Here is a 421-nt window from a genome sequence, read left to right on the forward strand (position 1 = left end):
TCAACCCACGTACCCTTTTGGTTAATAAACCAAGGGCTGTAATCGAAAATGCTTTCAGCATTGTCTGTGTAGGAAAAAACTTTAAGCCAACCACGAATGCCGTAAGTAGCACCAAACTTGCCTACAACAATCTTTTCGTTGCTCATTGTTTCTTTACCTTTCATCGACATAAACTAGTTTCTACTTCTAAAGTAAAAAAATTAAGCCGCTTTTTGAGCGTCTTTAACTAGCTTAGCAACGCGGTCAGATAGAGACGCGCCTTGACCAACCCAGTGGTTAACGCGGTCTAGGTCTAGACGTAGACCTTCTTCTTGACCTTTTGCAGTTGGGTTAAAGAAACCAACTTTCTCGATGAAACGGCCAGTTGCAGCGTTGCGGCTGTCCGCTACTACGATTTGATAAAATGGACGCTTTTTAGCGC

The 421-nt window shown here is 43.0% G+C and carries 1 protein-coding gene and 1 pseudogene; both read right to left on the minus strand.

The features are described 5' to 3' along the window. Nucleotides 1-170: pseudogene (locus AW165_RS18595) on the minus strand (hypothetical protein); the annotation flags it as partial. A 30-nt stretch (nucleotides 171-200) separates the two neighbouring features. Next, nucleotides 201-421 (minus strand): 30S ribosomal protein S16 (gene rpsP, locus AW165_RS18600; RefSeq protein ID WP_060466690.1); only part of this gene is annotated, 221 nt, incomplete at its 5' end.

The sequence above is a fragment of the Acinetobacter sp. LMB-5 genome, assembly GCF_001541635.1.
Lineage (GTDB): Bacteria > Pseudomonadota > Gammaproteobacteria > Pseudomonadales > Moraxellaceae > Acinetobacter > Acinetobacter pittii.